At 68.2% G+C, this 21,129-nt stretch carries 19 protein-coding genes and 1 pseudogene; 8 read left to right on the top strand and 12 right to left on the bottom strand.

The genetic code is table 11. The features are described 5' to 3' along the window. Nucleotides 1–4 precede the first annotated feature (4 nt). From ON38_RS18110 to ctaD, 9 genes are all read right to left on the bottom strand, one after another. Nucleotides 5–1,186 (bottom strand): class I SAM-dependent methyltransferase, encoded by a 1,182-nt coding sequence (locus tag ON38_RS18110; RefSeq protein ID WP_039826014.1) that lies wholly within the window; start codon nucleotides 1,184–1,186, stop codon nucleotides 5–7. Continuing rightward, a complete protein-coding gene (locus tag ON38_RS18115) occupies nucleotides 1,186–2,166 on the bottom strand; it encodes a class I SAM-dependent methyltransferase (protein ID WP_039826015.1) in 981 nt (326 codons plus the stop codon). Before ON38_RS18115 ends, ON38_RS18110 begins: the two co-directional genes overlap by 1 nt. A 72-nt stretch (nucleotides 2,167–2,238) precedes the next feature. Next, on the bottom strand, nucleotides 2,239–3,021 hold the full coding sequence (locus ON38_RS18120; RefSeq protein WP_039826016.1) for an enoyl-CoA hydratase-related protein: 783 nt from the start codon (nucleotides 3,019–3,021) through the stop codon (nucleotides 2,239–2,241). A gap of 11 nt (nucleotides 3,022–3,032) precedes the next feature. Next, nucleotides 3,033–3,956, bottom strand: a complete 924-nt coding sequence (locus tag ON38_RS18125) for an NUDIX hydrolase (protein ID WP_373281230.1) — start codon at nucleotides 3,954–3,956, stop codon at nucleotides 3,033–3,035. 348 nt (nucleotides 3,957–4,304) lie between these two features. Then, a complete protein-coding gene (locus tag ON38_RS18130; RefSeq protein ID WP_039826017.1) occupies nucleotides 4,305–5,138 on the bottom strand; it encodes an ABC transporter ATP-binding protein in 834 nt (277 codons plus the stop codon). 127 nt (nucleotides 5,139–5,265) lie between these two features. Beyond that, nucleotides 5,266–5,901 carry a histidine phosphatase family protein gene (locus ON38_RS18135; protein WP_039826019.1) on the bottom strand — a complete coding sequence of 212 codons (636 nt, stop codon included), beginning with the start codon at nucleotides 5,899–5,901 and terminating at the stop codon, nucleotides 5,266–5,268. A gap of 3 nt (nucleotides 5,902–5,904) precedes the next feature. Further along, complete coding sequence (locus ON38_RS18140; protein ID WP_051164930.1) at nucleotides 5,905–6,696, bottom strand: aminoacyl-tRNA hydrolase; 792 nt, start codon at nucleotides 6,694–6,696, stop codon at nucleotides 5,905–5,907. A 174-nt stretch (nucleotides 6,697–6,870) separates the two neighbouring features. Then, nucleotides 6,871–8,088: a phosphoserine phosphatase SerB gene (gene serB / locus ON38_RS18145; protein WP_039826020.1), complete on the bottom strand. Its 1,218-nt coding sequence runs from the start codon at nucleotides 8,086–8,088 to the stop codon at nucleotides 6,871–6,873. 629 nt (nucleotides 8,089–8,717) lie between these two features. Beyond that, nucleotides 8,718–10,457, bottom strand: a complete 1,740-nt coding sequence (gene ctaD, locus ON38_RS18150) for an aa3-type cytochrome oxidase subunit I (protein WP_083872776.1) — start codon at nucleotides 10,455–10,457, stop codon at nucleotides 8,718–8,720. Nucleotides 10,458–11,139: 682 nt separating this feature from the next. Between ctaD and ON38_RS18155 the strand changes: the two genes are divergently transcribed. From ON38_RS18155 to nrdF, 4 genes are all read left to right on the top strand, one after another. Continuing rightward, on the top strand, nucleotides 11,140–12,231 hold the full coding sequence (locus tag ON38_RS18155; RefSeq protein WP_083872777.1) for an ABC transporter substrate-binding protein: 1,092 nt from the start codon (nucleotides 11,140–11,142) through the stop codon (nucleotides 12,229–12,231). 399 nt (nucleotides 12,232–12,630) lie between these two features. After that, the gene (locus ON38_RS18160; RefSeq protein ID WP_039826040.1) at nucleotides 12,631–13,557 is read left to right on the top strand and encodes a dioxygenase family protein; all 927 of its coding nucleotides are present in this window, start codon (nucleotides 12,631–12,633) and stop codon (nucleotides 13,555–13,557) included. 125 nt (nucleotides 13,558–13,682) lie between these two features. After that, the gene (locus tag ON38_RS18165) at nucleotides 13,683–13,910 is read left to right on the top strand and encodes a glycine zipper domain-containing protein (RefSeq protein ID WP_039826022.1); all 228 of its coding nucleotides are present in this window, start codon (nucleotides 13,683–13,685) and stop codon (nucleotides 13,908–13,910) included. Nucleotides 13,911–14,079: 169 nt separating this feature from the next. Then, nucleotides 14,080–15,042 carry a class 1b ribonucleoside-diphosphate reductase subunit beta gene (nrdF, locus tag ON38_RS18170; RefSeq protein WP_039826023.1) on the top strand — a complete coding sequence of 321 codons (963 nt, stop codon included), beginning with the start codon at nucleotides 14,080–14,082 and terminating at the stop codon, nucleotides 15,040–15,042. A 141-nt stretch (nucleotides 15,043–15,183) separates the two neighbouring features. On the opposite strand, the gene ON38_RS18175 is transcribed toward nrdF, so the two are convergent. Further along, nucleotides 15,184–16,092 (bottom strand): RpnC/YadD family protein, encoded by a 909-nt coding sequence (locus tag ON38_RS18175; RefSeq protein ID WP_039826024.1) that lies wholly within the window; start codon nucleotides 16,090–16,092, stop codon nucleotides 15,184–15,186. Nucleotides 16,093–16,499: 407 nt separating this feature from the next. On the opposite strand from ON38_RS18175, the pseudogene ON38_RS18180 reads away from it, so the two are divergent. The 3 genes and pseudogenes from ON38_RS18180 to ON38_RS18190 all read left to right on the top strand — a co-directional run bounded on the left by ON38_RS18180 (nucleotide 16,500) and on the right by ON38_RS18190 (nucleotide 18,451). Then, nucleotides 16,500–17,320: pseudogene (locus ON38_RS18180) on the top strand (SH3-like domain-containing protein). Between the two features lie 30 nt (nucleotides 17,321–17,350). Continuing rightward, nucleotides 17,351–18,073, top strand: a complete 723-nt coding sequence (gene scnC, locus ON38_RS18185; RefSeq protein ID WP_039826025.1) for a thiocyanate hydrolase subunit gamma — start codon at nucleotides 17,351–17,353, stop codon at nucleotides 18,071–18,073. An 18-nt stretch (nucleotides 18,074–18,091) separates the two neighbouring features. Then, nucleotides 18,092–18,451, top strand: a complete 360-nt coding sequence (locus ON38_RS18190; RefSeq protein ID WP_039826026.1) for a hypothetical protein — start codon at nucleotides 18,092–18,094, stop codon at nucleotides 18,449–18,451. A gap of 69 nt (nucleotides 18,452–18,520) precedes the next feature. Here the strand turns inward: ON38_RS18190 and ON38_RS18195 are convergent, their stop codons facing one another. Next, the gene (locus ON38_RS18195; RefSeq protein ID WP_039826027.1) at nucleotides 18,521–19,432 is read right to left on the bottom strand and encodes a helix-turn-helix domain-containing protein; all 912 of its coding nucleotides are present in this window, start codon (nucleotides 19,430–19,432) and stop codon (nucleotides 18,521–18,523) included. A 34-nt stretch (nucleotides 19,433–19,466) separates the two neighbouring features. After that, nucleotides 19,467–20,474: a helix-turn-helix transcriptional regulator gene (locus ON38_RS18200; protein WP_281004621.1), complete on the bottom strand. Its 1,008-nt coding sequence runs from the start codon at nucleotides 20,472–20,474 to the stop codon at nucleotides 19,467–19,469. A 62-nt stretch (nucleotides 20,475–20,536) separates the two neighbouring features. Between ON38_RS18200 and ON38_RS18205 the strand changes: the two genes are divergently transcribed. Beyond that, nucleotides 20,537–21,124 carry a TIGR03086 family metal-binding protein gene (locus ON38_RS18205; protein WP_051164928.1) on the top strand — a complete coding sequence of 196 codons (588 nt, stop codon included), beginning with the start codon at nucleotides 20,537–20,539 and terminating at the stop codon, nucleotides 21,122–21,124. Nucleotides 21,125–21,129: the final 5 nt, after the last annotated feature.

The raw sequence follows: 21,129 nt of genomic DNA on the forward strand, positions 1-21,129 counted from the left end.
CGGCTCAGGGCCGCGAAGCCTCACACAGGAAGACGGTCGCCGCGCTGCCGATGCGGGTGATCACGAGCGTGAAGGGCCGGGATCCGTCGAGCTTGAGGCGGCGCCGCAGCACATCGGGATCGATATCTACGCCACGGACCAGGATCTCCAGCGGCCCGCAGTCCCGGCGGCGCAGTTCGGCCCGCAACACCTTCTCGCGCAGTGCGCAGCGGTCGAGGATCCGGAAGCCGCGCACCCCGTCGGGGGGACGGTCGCCGGTCAGGTAGGCGATCCGCGGATCGAGCTGCCACAGACCGTGCCGGGACGCGTAGTGCCGGACCAGTCCGGCACGCACCACCGCGCCGTCCGGGTCCACGATCCACTCCCCCGGCGCGCGCTCCGGGATCTCGCTCGGATCGGCATCGGTGAGGGTGGTCGCCGCCCCGGCGGTGGTGAGAACGGTGGCCCGGCGGCCGACCCCGGGCTCGCGCAGACCGGCCGACCACAGGCATGCTTCCCGGACCCCGCCGTCCAGCGAGACGACCTCGATCTCACCGTCCCAGCCCAGTGCGCCGAAATCCAGGCCGGGAGCGCATTTCACGACCAGATCGCGACCCGCGTACACCGACAACAGCTCCGGTAGCGGTGGTTGCAGCGCGGCCGGGTCGTGGGTGCGTTTCCCATCGGCCCGCCGGCCCGGATCGGCCACCACGACCGTGCCGGATGTGCACGGGACCAGGGCATCGGCGCGTACGAGCACAATGTTGCCCGATGCCGGAGCCGGGTGGGCCAGATTGTGCCGGGCCATGGCCAGCCGGACCGGGTCCAGATCGCTGCCGACCACCCGCGGGCACACCCGGGCCAGTTCGGCCGGCTCCGCGCCGATCGAGCAGGTGACGTCGTGGACATCGCGACCCGCCAGCCGGCGCGCGCGATGGCGGGCGACCAGGGTCGGGGTGGCCTGCTGTACCGCGTCGTCGGTCAGCAGCCACTCCTGGGCGCCGGACAGTTTGGCCGCGGCCCGGCGACGCAGGCGGACGGTCTCGATGAGCGCCGGAGCGCGCTCACCGTAGGCCCGGCGCACCGCGGCCACATCGCGGAGCTGCGAGGCGGAAGTGAGTTCGAGTTCCGCGACCTCGGCCAGCGCGGCGGTACCGGCCGCCGAGCCGAGATAGCCGATATCGGCCGCACCGAAGCCGTAGCCCACTATTTCCCGGCGGCAGCCGGTTTCACTCCGGTGATCATGGCGTTGTAGAAGAACTGCCGCGGCACCACCCGGCGCATCACGTTCTCGTCCACCCAGCTCAACCCGAGCCAGGCGCGGTACATCGCCATCCGGTAGCCCCAGGTGAGCTTCTCGTCCGGAACGGCCGCCTCGAAGGTCCGCACCGGCCAGCCCCACAGCGCGGCGGCGAACTCCTCGGTGTGCGCGGCCACATCCACCGCGCCCGCCGAGCGCGCCATCCCCTCGAGCTGGTTCGGGTCGAAGGTGTGCAGATCGACCACGGCCTCCAGCGCGGCGGCCCGCGACGATTCGTCCAGCTCTTCCTGGGGGCGCCGCCAATCCCGCAGGAACGGCAGTTTGGTGAGGGCGGTGGTCGCCTTCCAGGTGATGTTGCCCAGATTGCGGGCATAGAAGTTGCCGATGGTGGTGGGTTCGCCGGCGAAGACGAAACGGCCGCCCGGTTTCAGCACCCGCAGGCATTCCCGCAGCGACTGCTCCACATCCGGGATGTGGTGCAGCACCGCGTGTCCGACGACCAGATCGAAGGTGTCGTCCTCGTAGGGGATGGTCTCGGCGTCGGCGACCCGGCCGTCCACATCCAGGCCCAGGTGTTCGGCATTGCGCAACGCGACCTTCACCATGCCGGGCGACAGATCGGTGACCGAGCCGCTCTTGGCGATCCCGGACTGCATGAGGTTCAGCAGGAAGAAACCGGTACCGCAGCCCAGTTCGAGAGCCCGCTCGTACGGCAACTCCGCATCGGTGCCGACCGCGGCGTCGAACCGGCCGCGGGCGTAATCGATACAGCGTTCGTCATAGGAGATCGACCATTTGTCGTCGTAGGTCTCGGCTTCCCAGTCGTGATACAGCACCTGGGCGAGCTTGGTGTCCTCGAATGCAGCTTCGACCTCCGCGGCGGTGGCGTGCGGATGGGGAGCGGGGTCGTCGGGGCGTACCGTCATGGTCGGAGAGCCTATCCTTTCCCGGCCGGACTTCCGATACCGCCGGGTAGGTTCCGGTGACCCGCGACTCGTTCAGCGGCCGGTGAAGGCTGCCGACCCCGGCCCGTCCCGCAGGTAGGAGCGGGTTCCGAGGCGTTGGTCCGCGGTGGTGAACAGCTGCGCCCACTCGGCACGGGCCCGTTCGTGACCGTGCGGCCCCGCCTCGAACACCGCCTTGGCCGCGGCCAGCGCCCGCGCCGGACCGTCGGTGAACCGGCGGGCCCAGGCGATCGCCACCTCCAGAACATCGTCGGGCGCGACGACCTGATCCACCAGACCCAGCCGTGCGGCCTCCTCGGCCTCGACGAAACGTCCGCTGTACACCAGATCCTTCGCCGCCCCCGGGCCGATCAGCAGCGACAGCCGCCGGATCCCGGCCAGCGGGATGAGTCCGGCATCGATCTGCGGAAATCCGAGCTTCACATTGTCGCCGACGATCCGCCGGTCCGCCCCCAGCGCCAGTTCCAGACCCGACCCCAGGGCGTAGCCGCTGATCGCGGCGACCGTGGGCTGCGGGACCGCGCTCAGGCAATTCAGCGCGGTCTGCAGATCACCGGCCATGGCGGCGGCCTGTTCGGCGGGCAGCCCGGCGAGCTCGGCCAGATCGTCACCGGCGCAGAACACCCGCTCGTCCCCGTAGACCACCAGCGCGGCGATCTCCGGATCGGCGCCGCAGGCCGCGGCCGCCTCGGCGATCTCCCGGATCAACTGGGTGCCGAACAGATTCATCGGCGGGCGGGCGATCCGCAGCACCGCCACACCACGCCCGGATTCGCTCGGGTCGCCGGACCGGGACAGGGATACGAATTCCGCCATGGACGCCTACGCTACCGGCCGGCGGCGGCGCCGCCCGCATTCCCGGTGCCACCCAGCAGCGACGGATCGGTATCGCGCATTCCCTTCGACCCGACCAGCCGCGAGGGGTCCGGGAGATCGGCGAAGTACCGCAGATTGTCCGGGAACTGCAGCAACTGCTTACCGTCGACCTCACCGAACACCGGCTGGATCGGATCGATCCGCGGTTCGGCCGCCAGGATCTGCGCGGTATCGGAGTAACCGGCCAGCGAGGTCAGCTGCGACCAGGTCGGCGGTAGCAGTACATGCTCACCCGCCCGCCACGTCTCGAGCGCCGCCGCCGGAGTGGACCAGTGCACCAGATCGGTTTCGGTGGTCGCCCCGTCGGCCCGCTGCCCCGCGGGCAGCATCGCCACGAAGAAGTTGGTGTCGTAGCGGCGGCGCTCCACCGTCGGAGTGATCCAGCGCGACCACGGCCGCAGGAGATCGGCACGCAACACCAGCCGCTGCTCGGCCAGGAACTCCGACAGTGTCAGATCCCGGCCCTCGATCCGCTCCCGCTCGCCGCGGTAGCCGGTGGTATCGGCGACGACGGTTTCGGCGGTGGGCCCGGCCAGCAGTACCCCGCACTCCTCGAAGGTCTCCCGCACCGCCGCGCAGACCAGCGCTTTGGCCCGGGCCTCGGACACCCCGAACCGCTCCCCCCACCAGCGCGGAGACGGCCCGGCCCAGTCGATCGCCACCTCCGCGTCCACGGGATCCACCCGGCCACCCGGGAAGGCGGTCATCCCGGCGGCGAAATCCATCGCACCGGCCCGCCGCTGCAGGAAAACCTCCGGACCGGCGGCACCGTCGCGCACCAGCATCACGGTCGAGGCGTCCTTGGCCTCGGGCACCCCCGCCGCCGAATCCGGCACAGTCGTCTCACTCACCCCTCGCACCCTAGCTGTGTTCATGGCGCGCTGGCGCGCGCGGGGTTGAGGCCCCCTCGGTCTCGCCGTTTCGGCCTCGAGACTTGCGCTTCGCGCGGGCGCTTTCGAGGCCGAAACGGCGAGACGGGCCTCAACCCTTGAGGTGTCTCGCAGAACTCGACACATGGGGGTTGCGTCGGCATTCGATGGCCGGGTCGGTATGGGGCCTCTCCGCCACGGCCGACCGCCGGCTTCCCCGGCGGGCGGACAGCGTCCGGGAACAGACGCTGGAACGACTCCGTGTCCGGTTGTCCGCTCTATCGGTTGTCGGCTGCTCACGGCTTCACCACGGTTGCGCGGAGGCCCGCGCTATCCGTTTCCTCGGTGGATTCGTTACCGCGACCGGTGCCGGCCCAGCCGGCGCTTCCGGCGGGCGAAGTACCGGCCGTCGATCCGGTCGAGGGCGATGGACTGGCGGAACGCCTCGCTCAGGTTCTCGGCGGTGAGCACATCGTCGAGCAACCCCTGGGTGACGATCTCGCCCTCGCTGATGAGCATGCAGTGGGTGAAACCCGGCGGGATCTCCTCGACGTGATGGGTGACCAGCACCAGCGCCGGGGAGTCGGGGTCGGCGGCCAGGTCGCCCAGGCTCTCCACGAGTTCCTCCCGGCCGCCCAGGTCCACGCCCGCGGCCGGTTCGTCCAGCAGCAGCAACTCCGGATCGGTCATGAGGGCGCGGGCGATCAGGACCCGTTTGCGTTCGCCTTCGGACAGGGTGCCGTAGGTGCGGTCCAGAAGATGTTCGGCGCCCAGGCTTTCCAGCATGTCGATCGCGCGGTCGGTGTCGACATCGTCGTATTTCTCCCGCCACCGGCCGAGGACCGCGTACCCGGCGGAGACGACCAGGTCGGCCACTCGTTCCTCCGGTGGGATACGCGCGGCCAGGGCCGCCGACGACAGGCCGATCCGGGGCCGCAGTTCGCTGACGTTCGTTTTGCCGAGTCGTTCACCCAGTACGTAGGCGGTGCCGTAAGAGGGGTGGGTCTCGGCCGCCGCGACCTGCAACAGCGAGGTCTTACCGGCTCCGTTGGGGCCCAGGACGACCCAGCGTTCGTCGAGTTCTACCTGCCAGGTCACCGGGCCGACGAGATTGTGCCCGTTGCGGCGGATGGAAACATTGGTGAAGTCGATGAGCAGATCTGGATCGGGATGCGCCACGCGCTCCATCTTGTCTCGAGGCGAACACACTCGCGGCACCGGGCACCCACGATCCGCCGCGGCCCCGGTAGGCGAGACCGTAAGAAACGGCAGTATGCGACAAACGGGACGGGAGCCGCAGGCCGTGGGCAACGCCTCAGGACCGCTCCGGGAGGTGGCGCGTATCGCCGAGGCTCTCGACCCGGCGATTGTGGAAGAAGTCGTCCTCGCGCAATTCGGTGATGCTGCCGGACGGGGCGTGGAAGGCCACGTAACCGGCTGCCTCGAGCGGCATTCCGATCCACGCGGCCAATACGAACGTGAGAGTGCCCCCGTGGGTGACGATGACCTGATTCGCGCAGCGGCTGTCCAGGACGGTGTGCACGGCGGCATAGACGCGCCGCGCGAAGACCGCCCGGGTCTCGGCGCCCGGAATACCTTCGTCGTGCGCCATCCGCTCACCGATCGCGGGTGGCGGTACGAACCGCCGCTCGAACCATCGCCGGGGCCGTCCCCCGGCCTCGCCGTAGGACTTCTCCCGTAACCGCTCGTCGTACACCGGGGTCACGTCCAGCGCGGCACCGATCGCCGCGGCGGTCTGCGCGGTCCGCCGGAGATCCGACGAGAACACCTCGACGTCCGCGCCTTCGGGGATCCGCGACCGCAGGGCACCGGCGACAGCGGCCGCGGCACGTTCACCGGCGGCCGTAAGGCGCGAGTCGTACCAGCCGCCGACCACCCGGTCGACGTGATGCGTCGCCTCCGGGTGGGTGACGACGTGGACGGTGCGCATCTCCTACCACTGGTCCGGCCGCGCGGGCCGGGTGGCGATCACGGTCGTCGAACCCGGCGCGACCTCGGTGAAGCCGGCGTCGCGCACCGCGGTCGCCGCACTGCGGGCGACGGCCGCGCGCAGCATCTGCCACTCATCGGGTCCGGCCTCGCGCACCGCGCAGGCGAACCCGCGCTGCGCCCAGGTCCGCGCCTGTTCCACCGGCAGCGCGCCGGCGAACAACATGCTCGCGTGTCCGACCTGCGCGGCGGCCTTACCGACGGTCATACCGAGTTCGGCGTTCACCCAGAACACCGGGACGTCCAGGGGCACCGGCCCGGGATCGTCGGATTCCAGATCGGTGCCGCCGATCTGCAGGCGCCGGATACGGGGATCGACCTCGCCCACGGGTCCCGGTACGAGAGCCCGCACCAGCGCGCCCCCGCTTTCGACGGTCACTCCGGGGACCTCGTTCGCGGCCGCCCACTGAGCTCCGCGCGCTCGCCGCGCGACCTTCCTGATCCGCGCGCGCTTCCACGCCAGATACCGCTGCTCCCATTCGCCTTCGTACCCGACGCGCGGGTCCAGGCACAGTGCAACCGCCGCGGCCGCCGCGGCGGCGAGGACATCGCTGCGTGCGGGCGGATCGGTCTTGGGCAGGTGCAGCACCATCTGCATCGCCTGCACCTGCGCGGGGTCCTCGGGATCGCCCAGCTTCCCGTACCCCGCGGCGAGTTCGGCGTGACGTTCGGAAAACCCTGGGTCCGACAGGAACTCGGGATCAGTGTCTTCCGGGAAGTCCGGCTCCGCATCCATCTCGCGACCGTTCGCCGCTACATCCGTCACGCCGCTATCCGGCATTCCACCAACCCTCCCAACACCCGAGCTTCACCGGACGACAGCCTACCCACGCACCGACACCCGACCCCTCGCGGTGCCGACTCGGGCAGGGCCCGAAGCAAGGAGCCGCGCGCGTGGGCGCGCCGGAACTCAGCCCAGCGGTACCCGCCGCAGCAGCCCGTCCTCGGCGTCCGCGGCTTCGACCTCGTCGCGGGTCACGCCCAGGATGAACAGCACGGCATCCAGGTAGGGGTGGGACAGCGCGGTATCGGCGACCTCCCGCAGCGCCGGTTTGGCATTGAACGCCACACCCAGGCCCGCCGCGTTCAACATATCGATATCGTTGGCGCCGTCCCCCACCGCGACCGTCTGCTCCATCGGCACTCCGGATTCGGCGGCGAAGGCCCGCAGCGCGGTCGCCTTGTAGGCCCGGTCCACGATCTGCCCGACCACCCGGCCGGTGAGTTTGCCGTCGACCACTTCCAGGACATTGGCGCGGACGAAATCGAGGTCGAGTTCACGAGCGAGCGGGTCGATCACCTGGCGGAACCCCCCGGAGACCACTCCGCACCGGAAGCCGAGCCGTTTGAGCGTCCGGATGGTGGTCCGGGCCCCGGGGGTGAGTTCGATGGTCGCCGCCACCGCCCCGATCACCGATTCGTCCAGTCCGGCCAGTGTCGCCACCCGCTGCCGCAGCGATTCCGCGAAATCGATCTCGCCACGCATCGCCGCCTCGGTGACCTCCCGCACCTGGTCCTCGACTCCCGCGTACGCGGCCAGCATCTCGATCACCTCGCCCTGGATCAGGGTGGAATCCACGTCGAAGACGATCAGTCGTTTCGCCCGGCGCGCCAACCCGGCCCGTTCCACCGCGATATCGACCCGTTCGATGACCGCCACATCGGCCAGCGCGGTCCGCAGCCGGGAATCGGTGTCCCGGCCGTGATCGGGTGCGGTGACCATCAGCTCCATCCCGGTCACCGGATAGTCGGCGATACCGCGGATGGTGTCGATATTCGCGCCGAGCCCGGCCAGTTCCCGGGACACGGCGCTGAACGCCCGCGCCGTCACCGGCGATCCCAGCACCACCACCGCGTGCGTGGACACCGGCGCCCGCGCGACCTCGGGTTCGATATCGATGTCCACCTGCATACCGACGGTGTTCATCGCCTCCTCGAGCTCGTCCTGCAGAGACTCGGGATCGGACGGGCAGCTGATCAGCACGCCCAGGGTGAGCCGGCCGCGGATCACCACCTGCTCGATATCGAGCAGACTCACCCGGTGCCGCGACATGGCCGTCAGCAGCACCGATGTCACACCGGGGCGGTCGGGCCCGGTAACGGTGACCAGCACGGTGGTCTCGGCCAAAACAACACCCCTATCTTCGGCGGCGCCTCCGCGCCGCGGGTCGGGGCCCTCGTGGCCCCGGGCTGTGTCTATTTGCGCGCCTCCGGCGCGCGGGTCGGGGCCCTGTGACCCCGGTTCTTCACTCCGCCGATCGGTCGCTGCGCACAATCGCAGGACCCACAGGCCTGCCCACAACAATGTAAGTACACCCGCCACCTGGTCGGCGGACGGCCCCCTCCCCACACGCCCACACAGAACCTTCGGACAGGCCCACCACCACATCGGAGGGAACCTACCCACCCAACTGTCGAATGCCGACGCAACCCGCAAGCGTCGAGTTTTGCGAGACACCTCGAAGGGTTGAGGCCCGTCTCGCCGTTTCGGCCTCGAAAGCGCCCGCGCGAAGCGCAAGTCTCGAGGCCGAAACGGCGAGACACAAGGGGGCCTCAACCCCGCGGCGCCGAAGGCGCCGCAAATAAACACAGCACCTTCACGAACAAGCCGGCATCCCTCCCCTTCACGAACCGCCTGCCGGTGCACTCTCGTGCATCCCGCCACCCGATTCCTTCGCGAGGCGAACCGCCCCACCGACCACAAACGAATGCACCCCCCGACCGAAGCCGACGGGTGCATTCGTGAACGACCGAAGGTCAGGACTTGACCAGCGTCTCCTCGGGGTGGTGCTTGGCACCGCCGGTGAAGCCGACATGGGCTTCCTTGCGCATCCGCTCGATCATATGCGGGTAGTGCAGTTCGAAGGCGGGGCGTTCGGAGCGGATCCGCGGCAGTTCGTAGAAGTTGTGCCGCGGCGGCGGGCAGGTGGTGGCCCATTCCAGGGAGTTGCCGTAACCCCACGGATCGTCCACCGTGACCACTTCGCCGTACCGGTAGCTCTTGAAGACGTTCCACAGGAACGGCAGCATCGAGGCGCCGAGGATGAACGCGCCGATGGTGGAGACCGTGTTCAGCGTGGTGAATCCGTCACCGGCCTGGTAGTCGGCGTAGCGGCGGGGCATACCTTCCGCGCCCAGCCAGTGCTGCACCAGGAAGGTGAGGTGGAAGCCGAGGAATGTGGTCCAGAAGTGCCACTTCGCGAGCCGCTCGTCCAGCATGCGGCCGGTCATCTTCGGGAACCAGAAGTAGATACCGGCGTAGGTGGCGAACACGATGGTGCCGAAGAGCACGTAGTGGAAGTGCGCGACCACGAAGTAGGAGTCGGTGACGTGGAAGTCCAGCGGCGGGCTGGCCAGGATGACACCGGACAGGCCACCGAACAGGAAGGTGACGAGGAAGCCCACCGAGAACAACATCGGTGATTCGAACGTCAGTTGTCCCTTCCACATGGTGCCGATCCAGTTGAAGAACTTCACGCCGGTCGGGACCGCGATCAGGAAGGTCATGAACGAGAAGTACGGCAGCAGCACCGCGCCGGTGGCGTACATGTGGTGCGCCCACACCGCGATCGACAGGGCCGCGATGCCCAGGGTCGCGTAGACCAGGGTGGTGTAACCGAAGATCGGCTTACGGCTGAAGACCGGGAAGATCTCGGAGACTATGCCGAAGAACGGCAGCGCGATGATGTAGACCTCGGGGTGCCCGAAGAACCAGAACAGGTGCTGGTAGAGCAGGATGCCGCCGGTGCCCGGGTCGTAGATGTGGCCGCCCAGGTGCCGATCGTAGGCCAGGCCCATCAGCGCGGCGGTCAGCAGCGGGAAGGCGAGCAGCACGAGCACGCTGGTGACGGCGATGTTCCAGGTGAAGATGGGCATCCGGAACATGGTCATACCCGGAGCGCGCAGGCAGACCACGGTCGTCAGCATGTTCACACCGCCGAGGATGGTGCCCAGACCGGAGACGGCCAGGCCCATGATCCACAGGTCGGTGCCCACGCCCGGCGAATGCAGGATATCGGTGAGCGGCACGTAGGCCGTCCAGCCGAAGTCCGCGGCGCCGCCCGGGGTGATGAAACCGGCGGTCGCCATGGTGGCGCCGAAGGCGTACAGCCAGTAGCTGAAGGCGTTCAGGCGCGGGAAGGCGACGTCGGGGGCGCCGATCTGCAGCGGCAGGATGATGTTGGCGAAACCGAACACGATCGCGGTCGCATAGAACAGCAGCATGATCGTGCCGTGCATGGTGAACAGCTGGTTGAACTGCTCGGGCGAGAGGAACTGCAGGCCCGGGCGAGCGAGCTCACCACGCATCATCAGGGCCATCAGACCACCGATGAGGAAGAACGCCATCGAGGTGGTCAAGTACATGACACCCAGGACTTTGGGGTCCGTGGTGGTCACCATCTTGTAGATGAACGACCCCTTGGGCCCTGTTCGCGCCGGAAATGGCCGAGTCGCTTCCACCCCCTGCGGGACTGGCTTGGGCTCTACGGCAGTCACTGATCCTCCTGAAGGTGCCTTTAGGGTCGCTCCGCAGGCTCCACTGTTTTGCCCGCCGCCCGGTGCGCCCGGGCGGCCAACGGTTAGCTTGCGCTTCTGGAATCGTAAACCTTCCCCCGAAGCGGGGTTCCCCGGGTCCTACTCTCTGTCGTACTCGGGGCCGGCCGGCGCTCCTTCCCGAACGAAGGCCCACCGGGCACCGGTGGCGGCTCGAGATCCCCCAGGTACCCGGCCCGGCTCACGGTCCATGCCGCGCACCGGCACGAAACAGGCACAACCCACATGAGCCGGGCCTCCGGAGGCACCTCGAACAGGCCCGTTCCGCCCCCCGCCCGAAGATCCTCAACGGTCGCCCTCCATGGACGGCCCACCGCACAGCCATGCGGCGAAGCCACACACACCGGACGCAACCCGCACGAGCCGAGTCTCGCAACCCCCACGAGCCAAGTCTCGCAACCCCCACGAGCCAAGTCTCGCAACCCCCACGAGCCAAGTCTCGCAACCCGCACGAGCCGAGTCTTACGAGGCACCTCAAAGGGTTGAGGCCCGTCTCGCCGTTTCGGCCTCGAAAGCGCCCGCGCGAAGCGCAAGTCTCGAGGTCGAAACGGCGAGACACAAGGGGGCCTCAACCCCGCGCCGCCGAAGGCGGCGCCAAAAAACACAGCCGTGTACCCTTCCCGGCATGCCGGTGAGCCCCGCTGTCCACATCCCCGCCGCGCGTGAGCCCCGGATTCCCGGGCGGACCGGCCGGATCGGCCGGCTCCTGGGTGCCGTGCTCGCCTGCACCGCGCTGGCGGTGTCCGCGTGCGCGAGTCATCCCGACGATTCGGCCTCCATCGTCCGCACCACGACGAATATTGCCGGGGCGGGCGTGGTCGGTATCGAACGCGACACCACGCAGGCCTGCCCGCTGCCGTCGGCTCCCGATCCGGCCGATGGGCCGGCCCGCACCGTCCGCCACGCGTCGGGTGAGTCCCGGGTCCCGGCGGATCCGCAGCGCATCGTGGTGCTGGGCACTTCCGCACTCGACGCCACGTGCGGGGTCGGCCTGTGGGAGCGGGTGGTCGGCGCGACGACGGTCCCGGGCCCCGTACCGCAGCCCGGTTATCTGGGTTACGGGGTCGTCGAGATTCCCGGTGTGGGTACCGCTGCCGACCCCGACCCGGCACTCATCGCCCAACTGGACCCCGACCTGATCATCGGTGAGGTCCCCGCCGGCCGGGCCGACTTCGCGGCGCTGAGCGCGATCGCCCCGACGGTGCTGATCGGCGAGGAGCCGGACTGGGAGAAGCAGTTCACCGCGTTCGCGGGCGCGATGGGCCGGCAGGGGGCGGCCGCGGCGGCGCTGGACGCCTATCACACCGAGGCCGCCGATACCGGCGCCACTCTCCATGCCCGCTTCGTCCAGGCCTCGATCGTGCGTTTCACTCCGGACGGTACGGAGTATCTGGGCAGTGAGACCTTTGCCGCGCAGGTCCTCGCCGATACCGGCGCCACCCGGCCCTCCGCGCAGCGGGAGACCTCGGCACCGATCGACGAATCCGATCCGATGGACGCCGAGGGCGATCTGATCTATGTGCTGTTCGCGGGCCCGGACGGGCAGGAGCACGGGGAATCGGTGATGCGTTCGGAGCCGTGGGAGGAACTCGGCGCGGTGAGCGACAAGCGCACCTTCGTCGTCGACGACGCGCTCTGGCATACCACCGGTCTCACGGCGGCGCGGGCGGTTCTCACCGATATCCGCGACACCCTCAACGCCTACGTCCTGGACTGAGGCTTCCCGCGCACACCCGATCGGCTCGCGGTCTACCGATACCGGCCCGCATACCCGCACGTATGTGACCGTCGCGCAAGCGGCCGGTGGGCTACCGCTGCAATCCGTCCTCGGCGGGCCGCTACTTCGACGAGTTCGCCGGCGGTGCCGGGGGCCGGCGGGTGACCCACGCGACCGGCCCACGGTGAGCAGGCCGGCCGGTTACGGAGCCCGATAGTCGGGCGCCGCGCGGGTGGCGATCGGTCCACAGAGGACTCACAGTGCGGCTCCAGTAATCCGCCAGACAGCGTTCCTACCGTGGTTGTCACCCCATCGAAAAGAGGTGCACACGTGCGGAAACGACCTGATCGGCCGCGAACGGAACTACCCCACGAACACGATCTCGGGCTCGCCCACGATATGTCGGTGATGCTGTCCCGGCGGCGGGCGCTGTGGATCATGGGCGCGGTCGGGACCGCGTCCGCGGCCGCGGCCTGCTCGTCCGGCACCGGCGCCACCGCCACCGGTTCGGCATCGACCGCCGCCGCGAGCGGCACCGCGGTCGCCGCCGCCCCGCAGGAGACGGCCGGACCGTATCCGGGGGACGGCTCCAATGGCCCCAACGTACTGGTCGAGTCCGGTGTCGTCCGCTCCGATATCACCGGCAGTTTCGGCTCGTATACCGGCACCGCCGCGGGCGTCCCGGTGACCATCCGGCTCACCCTGCAGGACCTCGCGCGCGACGGCGCCGCCTGCCATGGAATGGCCCTCTACCTGTGGCATTGCGATCGCGACGGCGAATACTCGCTCTACGGCCGGGGCATCACCGAGCAGAACTATCTGCGCGGGGTCCAGGTCGCCGACGAAGCCGGGCAGGTGAGTTTCACCTCGATCTTCCCGGCCTGCTATTCGGGCCGCTGGCCGCATATCCACTTCGAGGTCTACGACAGCCTGCAGACCGCGGTCGCGGGCGAGAACGCCCGGCTGACCTCACAGATCGCGCTGCCCCAGGAGGCGTGCGAGCGGGTGTTCGACGCCGACTCCGGTTATGCCCGCAGCCTGACGAACCTGGCGGAGGTCACGCTGGCCGCCGACAATGTCTTCGGGGACGGCTGGGACGCCGAGCTGGCCACGGTGACCGGCGATCCGGCAAGCGGGATGCAGATCTCTCTGACCATCGGCGTGGCCGAGAAGTCGGCGAATCACGCCGAGGGCGGTCCGGGGCGGTCCGGCGCCCCGCCGGAACCGTCCGCGGATGGCGCGGGGCCCGGCGGTGCTCCACCCGGCGGCGGTGAGTCCTCCGGCAGCGCGCCCGGCGGCCCGCGGGCCGGGGCGTCGGCCAACTGACCGCGTTCCGCATCCCGAAGGCCGCCGCCGTCCAGTGCTCGAGCCACCGGTCCGCAATCGGACATCAATCGTTCCGAGACCACGTTTCCGCAGGTGAGCGGCACTGATGGGCGTACCGTCGAAGTATGGGCGCCAACGCTGAGGGTGATCGCTCACTCGCGAACCGGCTGGCCATCGGGATCGTCATCGGACTGGCGATCGGAATCCCGCTCGGCCTGGTCGTGCTCGACAATGTGGCACTCGGCGTCGGGCTGGGTATCGGCTTCGGCCTGGCCTTCGGTCTCGCCATGTCGCCGTCCTCCTCGGGGGACAACGGATCCGACGGCCACCACAAACCGCCGACCGACGACTGAAGTACGCTCGGCGCCTGCGGTCCACGCGCGCCGAAACCTGCCGCTCCCTAGCGCATTCGACGCGCAAAACACAAGTTGTGGTGGCGCTCGGTGATTCGACCCCCAAGGGGTAGTGTTACGGCACGCGCAGGGCAGTCGTCGGATTCGTTGGGAAGGGTGTGGAAGCAGCATGAAGCTCATCGATCGGGTTTCGGCCATCAACTGGAATCGGGTACCCGACGAGAAGGACGCCGAGGTCTGGGATCGGCTCACCGGTAACTTCTGGCTGCCGGAGAAGGTCCCGGTGTCCAACGACATCCCCTCCTGGAACACTCTCACCGCCGACGAGAAACAACTCACCATGCGGGTGTTCACCGGCCTCACCCTGCTGGACACCATCCAGGGCACCGTCGGCGCGGTCAGCCTCATCCCCGACGCGCTGACCCCGCATGAGGAGGCGGTGCTCACCAATATCGCGTTCATGGAATCGGTGCACGCCAAGAGCTACAGCTCCATCTTCTCCACCCTGTGCTCGACCCGGGAGATCGACGACGCCTTCCGCTGGTCGGAGGAGAACCGCAACCTTCAGCGCAAAGCCGAGATCGTCCTCGAGTACTACCGCGGCGACGATCCGCTCAAGCGTAAGGTCGCCTCCACTCTGCTGGAGAGCTTCCTGTTCTACTCCGGCTTCTACCTGCCGATGCACTGGTCCTCGCGCGCCAAGCTCACCAACACCGCCGATATGATCCGCCTGATCATCCGTGACGAGGCGGTGCACGGCTACTACATCGGCTACAAGTACCAGCGCGGGCTCGAACAGGTCACCCAGGCCGAACGCGACGACCTGAAGAACTACACCTTCGAGCTGCTCTTCGAGCTCTACGACAACGAGGTCGACTACACCCAGGACCTCTACGACGAGGTCGGCCTCACCGAGGACGTCAAGAAGTTCCTCCGCTACAACGCCAACAAAGCCCTGATGAACCTGGGCTACGAGGGCCTGTTCCCGAAGGACGAGACCGAGGTCAACCCGGCCATCCTGTCGGCCCTGTCCCCCAATGCCGACGAGAACCACGACTTCTTCTCGGGTTCGGGTTCCAGCTATGTCATCGGTAAGGCGGTCAACACCGAGGACGAGGACTGGGAGTTCTGACCGGTCGGGCGGTGGACTGTGGTGGCGTCGCTCCGGCGTCGATCACCACAGCCGGACATGTCCCCGGCCGTCGCACCGGGCCGCCCTGGCGGTACAGCCGGGTTACCGGCTCACCCGCTCTTCAGCCCTCCGGTTCCGGCCTCAGTCGGCAAACACCTCCGCGATATCCGAAGCCGTAATCGCCCGATCGAACCATCGGTCGAGGAGGTCGAGATCCGCACAGCTCCGGATTCGTTCCTCGGCCGCTGCCGGGACTGTGATTCCTCGTGTTTGCAGCAGCCGCAGGGTCTTGTCGATCACGTCTTCGAGCTTGCCTTCGACCCGGCCCTCGGCACGCCCCTCGGCACGCCCCTCGGCGCGCAGGCGCTGGGACGTCTTCGATCGGTAGAACGACAGATCCACGCTCATCAGTTTGCTCCAGGTATCCGCGGCCGCCGTGTTGGCGAGCCCGAGTTCGGTGAGTTCGGCGAAGACGTGGAGGTCTTCTTCGTTGCCCAGGCCGTGCAGGGCCTCGGCAAGCGCTCTCAGTATCGCATCGACACCGGCATCCTTGGCATGCGTAATCGCCGACAACGTGGCCAGCGGAATATCGGCCGAAGCCAGATTCGGATCGGTGACAACGGGGACATTGTGCGGCCCGAGCACCAAGGGACGCACCGTGACCGTGGGCCAGTTCGGCAGTCCGATGGTGATCGGTTGGTCGGCCCACTCGGCGGTCGCGGTGTCCTGACATACGACCAGTAGTACGACGCCGAGCCGATACTTGGCGTGCAGATAGGTCAGGTAGTACGCCCACGCGCTCGGCTTGTCCCGATCTTTACGACTCTGCGCCTCCACCAGCAGCAGGAACGGAGCGCCGACGACCGGCGTGATACGCAGTAGGGTATCGACCCGGCGCTCCAGCGGATGGATCTCGGTGAGATCGTTGGTGAGAACGGCGACCTCCGACGGGTCGTCGAAGGGGAGTTCCAGAGCGCGGAACGCCCGTGCGAAAACGCCGGGGTCATGTTGGAAGAGGCGGTGCATCGCCTCGTGCGCGGAGCCGACCATTTGCGCGACAATATCCGTAAACCTCTGTGCTGCAAAGGAATTGATCTCCCATCACGGTGTGTCGAAGTTCTCGGCGCGTCGCTGCGAATACCACGTCCATCCCTCCGCACCACGTGAAGCGGCCCCTGATACGCCCGGCGAGACCCACCGGCAGGGATTCGGGCGGAGCTGCCATCGGACGCTTCCGCGCCGGACTCCGCCCGCGACCGGGACCCACGCGCCGGGGAACCGGGAGAGAGAGGCCGGGCGTCTTCCCTACGCCGCCGGGGTACCGATATCGAACCGGAGTATCGGCCGGTCGGCACCCTCGGAACCGAGTCACAGATTTGATGGTTTCGAAACCGGGGAGTCCGATCGACCCCCGTTATGGTTGATGGCGACCTACCCACTTCAGGGAGATGGCGATCATGGCAAATTCGGTCATGGACGACTACGTCAGTCAGCTGCGCGTCGCGCTACACCAGCTCCGCGATTGGCCCTACCCGGATCAGATCGATCACGCGCTTTCCGGGCATTCATGAAAACCCCGCACGATGTGGGCGGGGAACCCGACGCACCGGCTGTTTTCGAGGAAAAGGAAGAGGAGGTCTGGGAGCTCAATACGTTCATCACCTGTGAGGTGCTGGGCTGGCGGGGCATCTGGACTTCGGAGGAACGCCGCCGGCTGGGAAATGTCGATGTGGGGCGGACACAGTATCTCGGTTTTCCCTATTACGGCCGGTGGGTGCTGGCCGTCGCTCGCTGCCTCATCGACAAGCGGCATATCACGCTGCGTGAACTGCTCGAACGCACCCAGGAGGTCCGGGAGCGCAGCGCGGGCAGTTCCGGACCGTTGGAAGCCGCGCCCCGCGGGGCCGGAGACGGTACCGCGGTGGTCCGGAATATTCATCACCGTGACGCGGTCGGACACGGCGACCCCCAATGTTTTGCGGGGCAAGCGGACGCTCCCCGGTTCGGGGTCGGCGACCGGGTACTGGTGCGTGACCTTCCGACTATTTTCTACACCCGTACCCAGGAGTATTTGCGCGGTAAACCGGGGACGGTCGTCAAAGTGTCCTACGAGAGCCCGATACCGGAGGACGAGGCGTTCGACCGCGAGGACCGGCGCCCCGAATGGTTCTATATCGTGCGCTTCGAAATGACAGATCTGTGGGATCCCTACCAGGGATCCCCCGGCGACACCTTGCAAGCGGAAATATCGGAGCCCTGGCTCCAGGCGATCTCGTAGACCGGGTTACACCTCAGTGAGAGGAACACGATGAGCGGGATATCGAACGAAGGTGAGGACGACGAAGCTCCCCGGCATGCCGCGCCGATGGTGGAGGAGGTCACCGATTTCGAGGTGCTCGAGATCGCGCTACGCGAGCTCGCTATCGAAAAGGGCTTGTTCACCGCCGAGGACCACCGCCGGTACACCGAGTATTTCGAGCAGCTGGGTCCGGCGCCGGGCGCCCGGTTCGTCGCCAAGGCATGGTCCGACCCCGATTTCAAGCAGCTCGCCTTGGACGACGCCATCACCGCATGCCATGAGGTCGGCATCGATTGGCTGAAACCGACCGGCTTCGGAACGCCCAGCGATTTCACCGCACTGCACGTTCTCGAGGACACGCCGACGCTGCATCACGTGGTGTGCTGCAGTCTGTGTTCCTGCTATCCCCGTCCGCTGCTCGGGAATTCGCCCGAGTGGTACCGGACGCCGAACTACCGCCGCCGGCTCGTCCGCTGGCCGCGCCAGGTTCTCGCCGAATTCGGCCTCTACCTCACCGAAGACGTCGAAATACGGGTCGAGGACTCCAATTCCAAGCACCGGTTCATGGTCCTGCCGGTACGCCCGGACGGCACGCAGGGTTGGACCGAGGAGCAGCTCGCCGAGATCGTGACACGTGACTGCTTGATCGGTGTGGCTCTTCCCAAACCCGGACGGACCGCGGACGTGGAACGCCCCGTACACACCGCGGTGCACCCGGCGCAGAACTACTGACGGACCGGAGGACAACAGATGCCAGTGAGCGAGGACGTCACGCGGGTCAGAGTGCGGTTGCTGGAGGAGATGATCGCCCGGGGGCAGGTGTGGTCACGGATGGCCGGCAAGTACGGCGTCGAGAACCCGTCGCCACCGTGGAAATCGAGTCTGGACGGGCTATGCGACGCCCTCGACCGCGAAGGGGCGGCGCTACCGCTGCTCGCCCGGCGTGACGAGGAGGACCGTCTCACCGAGGAGGTGTATCCGGCGCTGCCGTTCCCGGAGAATCAGCTCGTCGCGCTGGCGCATTCGCTGATCGCCAGAGGAGTCATCGACGAGGCAGAGTTGGCCGGGCATATCGAGGAGGTCCGGGCCAGGCTCGAATCGGCAGGATGAAACCGTCGGGATGTTCCGGAAGAAGTCGTCTCCGGTGCGGCGATGATGTCACCACACCGGAGACGCGGATCAGGCGTGGGCACGCAATGCGGCGATTACCCACTCCCAGGCCGGTACCAGGGGTTCCCGCCGCGGCCAGCCGTTGAGCACCGCCAGCAGTTCCCAGTACCGCTCGACCCGGCGGTCGGTGAACACCTCCGTCCGGTCGGCCAGTCGCCGGCGTTCCGCCGCGGGCAGATCGGCGTCGATGATCTGTTCCAGTACCTCTCGGCCCCGGTCTGATTCGGGTGTCACGCCTGCGTCGAGCGCGCGGCGGGCGTGCTCGGATACCCGCGCCGGGTCGATCGCGGCCTCCGGCCCGGTATCACCGGTGGCACCGGTCACCGCCATCTGCCGGCAACGCGCCTGGAAGTCGGCGTCGGCGACCAGTTCGGCCAATTCGATCCAGGCATCCACCTGTTCCGGGCTCGGGTCGTCGGGCAGTTCGGCGGGGAGCATTCGCATCCCCTGGGCGATATTCGCTCCCGGCGCGTCGTCGGCTATCCCGTCGAACATGGCGTCCACGAAGTCGTCGATCAGCCGTTGGCGTTCGGCGGCGGACAGTCGGGCCATCTTGTGCATGATTCTCATCTCCTCGGTCGAGCTTCCTCGATGAGCGACCGAACGCAGCACCGCGCGCCGGATCCGCAGGGTGCGGATCTCGGCGTCCAGCGCGCGGGCGTGCGATGCGGCGACCTCGGCCACGGTGGCCTGCCGCCGCAACACCTTCTGCACAGTCGGCAGGTCCAGACCCAGCTCGCGGAGCGTGCGCACCAGATCGAGCCGGGCCACCGCTTCGCTGTCGTAGAGCCGGTAGCCCGACGGCGATCGGCCGGTCGCCGGTACGACTCCGGAGTCCGACCAGAACCGGATGGTCCGCACCGAGAGTCCGGTGCGGCGGGCCAACTCACCGATGGTGAACAGTGCGTGGTGGTCACTCACGGCAATCAGCCTGAACCTTCCAGTAGATGGAGAGTCAACAAGGATTTCGCCCGTCCAGCGCTTCGGCAGGATTCGGCTGCCCCGCCGCCGTCCGATGATGAGCGCCGGCGGCCTCCGCGATCGCGATGATCCGGTCCCGCAACTCCGCCGGGGCCAGGACATCGACCTCGGCACCGAAACCCACCAGCATGGCCGCCGCCCCTTCCACACTGCGCACCGGCAGCCGGTACACATCCGGCTCGCCGGGGACGGGTTCGGGATCACCGAGCGCGGTCACCGCCAGCGACCGCAACACCAGCGATAGTCGCGCCCGGTGCACGCGCAGCACGATCTCGGTGGCGGGTGCCCCGCGGAAGTCGTCGCGCATCTGCCGCCACACCTCGTGCAGATCGAGATCCGGCGGCCGCCGGCTCGGTTCACCGAGCCGGCGCACGGCGCTGATCCGGGATACCCGATAGCTGCGCGGCCGGCCCCGATGGGCGGCGACGAGATACCAGGTCGTGCCGACCTGGAGCAGCCCCCAGGGATCGACGGTCCGGTCTCCGGGAGCCACGGCCTGCCTCGACTGGTAGCGGATCCGGATCCGCTCGTCGTCGAGCACCGCGGCCTGCACCGCGGCCAGTGCGTCCAGCACCACCGGTTCGCGGTGCCATCCGCCGGTATCGAGGACTATCCGATCCCGCACATGCGTGACCAGCCGGTGCTGCTCGTCGGGCAGCGCGGTGGACAGCTTGTGCAGGGCGCTACAGAACGAGTTCCCCAGACCGAGCGCATCGGCCGTACCGCGCCCGCTCGCGACGAAGAGCGCACGGGCTTCTTCCGCGGTGAGTTGCTCGGCATCCGGTTCGAACCCGGGGACCAGGGCGAATCCGCCACCGCGGCCACGTTCCGCGTACACCGGGATACCGGCGGCCGACAGCGACTCCATATCGCGCAACACCGTGCGTTTGGTGACCTCGAGACGTCGGGCCAGCTCGGCGGCACTCATCCGCCCATGCCGCCGTAGCAGTTGAACGATCTGGAGCAACCGGTCCGCGCGCACTTCCCCAGAATCTCATGAAAAGGTGACACCAGATGTCACCTTGTGTGCCTGAGACTGCTCCTATGACCCAGATTCCGGATTTCCGATCAGATCTCGCCGCCGCCCAGGAGTGGGTGGCCGAACTCATGGCCGCGGTCCGCCCCGACCAGTGGAGCTCCCCCACCCCTTGTACCGATTTCGATGTCCGCGCGCTGCTCGAACACCTGTCCTGCCATCCGGCCAAACTGGTGGCGACCGCCACCGGCGCCGACCCACGCCCGCTGCCCGCCCGAGCGGATATCGATCCGAACGGCCCCGGTGAGGACTACCTGAAACGGTCGAGCGCCGCCCTCGACCGGTGGGCCGACGATGCACTGCTGACCCGCACACTCATCGCACCCTGGGGCGAGGCCCCCGGCGGGCTCGCCGTCGGCGGGTATCTCATGGAAACCGTCGCGCACGGCTGGGACCTGGCCGTATCCATCGGGCAGCCTGCCGAAGCCGATCCGGCACTGGTGGCCAAGGCGCAGGCCATCGCCGACCGTGCGCTGAGCGACGCGTTCCGTGGCCCCGGGGCACCGTTCGGTGTGCGCGTCGAGCCGCCCGCCGGGGCCGGGCCGACGGAGCGACTGGCCGCCTTCCTCGGCCGCAGCCGGCCCGGGAGCCGCTGAGTGCG

The sequence above is a fragment of the Nocardia testacea NBRC 100365 genome, from assembly GCF_000308775.1.
Lineage (GTDB): Bacteria > Actinomycetota > Actinomycetes > Mycobacteriales > Mycobacteriaceae > Nocardia > Nocardia testacea.

Excerpts from the sequence above, each read along its gene's own strand:
- ON38_RS18115 (WP_039826015.1), bottom strand. The coding sequence starts at position 2,166 with ATGACGGTACGCCCCGACGACCCCGCTCCCCATCCGCACGCCACCGCC.
- ON38_RS18120 (WP_039826016.1), bottom strand. The coding sequence starts at position 3,021 with ATGGCGGAATTCGTATCCCTGTCCCGGTCCGGCGACCCGAGCGAATCC.
- ON38_RS18125 (WP_373281230.1), bottom strand. The coding sequence starts at position 3,956 with ATGAACACAGCTAGGGTGCGAGGGGTGAGTGAGACGACTGTGCCGGAT.
- ON38_RS18130 (WP_039826017.1), bottom strand. The coding sequence starts at position 5,138 with ATGGAGCGCGTGGCGCATCCCGATCCAGATCTGCTCATCGACTTCACC.
- ON38_RS18135 (WP_039826019.1), bottom strand. The coding sequence starts at position 5,901 with ATGCGCACCGTCCACGTCGTCACCCACCCGGAGGCGACGCATCACGTC.
- ON38_RS18140 (WP_051164930.1), bottom strand. The coding sequence starts at position 6,696 with ATGGATGCGGAGCCGGACTTCCCGGAAGACACTGATCCCGAGTTCCTG.
- ON38_RS18155 (WP_083872777.1), top strand. The coding sequence starts at position 11,140 with ATGCCGGTGAGCCCCGCTGTCCACATCCCCGCCGCGCGTGAGCCCCGG.
- ON38_RS18160 (WP_039826040.1), top strand. The coding sequence starts at position 12,631 with ATGTCGGTGATGCTGTCCCGGCGGCGGGCGCTGTGGATCATGGGCGCG.
- ON38_RS18165 (WP_039826022.1), top strand. The coding sequence starts at position 13,683 with ATGGGCGCCAACGCTGAGGGTGATCGCTCACTCGCGAACCGGCTGGCC.
- nrdF (WP_039826023.1), top strand. The coding sequence starts at position 14,080 with ATGAAGCTCATCGATCGGGTTTCGGCCATCAACTGGAATCGGGTACCC.
- ON38_RS18175 (WP_039826024.1), bottom strand. The coding sequence starts at position 16,092 with ATGGTCGGCTCCGCGCACGAGGCGATGCACCGCCTCTTCCAACATGAC.
- scnC (WP_039826025.1), top strand. The coding sequence starts at position 17,351 with ATGAGCGGGATATCGAACGAAGGTGAGGACGACGAAGCTCCCCGGCAT.
- ON38_RS18190 (WP_039826026.1), top strand. The coding sequence starts at position 18,092 with ATGCCAGTGAGCGAGGACGTCACGCGGGTCAGAGTGCGGTTGCTGGAG.
- ON38_RS18205 (WP_051164928.1), top strand. The coding sequence starts at position 20,537 with ATGACCCAGATTCCGGATTTCCGATCAGATCTCGCCGCCGCCCAGGAG.